This is a genomic window from Priestia sp. SIMBA_032 (genome assembly GCF_046535215.1).
Lineage (GTDB): Bacteria > Bacillota > Bacilli > Bacillales > Bacillaceae_H > Priestia > Priestia aryabhattai.
The window spans coordinates 1-271 of the sequence record NZ_JAWRXD010000668.1; the positions used below are offsets into that span (position 1 = coordinate 1).

Genomic DNA, 271 nt, shown 5'->3' on the forward strand with positions numbered 1-271 from the left:
GCCGCACCCGCGTCGACCAGGGCACCGTCAAGGTCGCCGGCTTCGTCCTCCCCACCCGCGGTTCCGCGGTCCGCTCGCGCACCTCCGTCGTTCGGATGGATGCCGCCGAGACGCCGGTCGACGACCTCCGGCACGCGCTCGCCAGCCGGCCGCAGCTGCTCGCGCTCGACGCCGTGGACAGCATGACCGACCCGGTCGAGCGCCGCCGTATCCGCGCCGAGCTGACCGCCGCGCTCAGCCGCGCCCGCGTCGAGGAGCGGCCGTTCGCCCT

1 protein-coding gene is annotated in these 271 nt (G+C 76.4%); it reads left to right on the forward strand.

The window, feature by feature from the left end; all coding sequences use genetic code 11:
• Positions 1-271 (forward strand): hypothetical protein (locus SB717_RS35935; protein WP_410907762.1); only part of this gene is annotated, 271 nt, incomplete at both ends.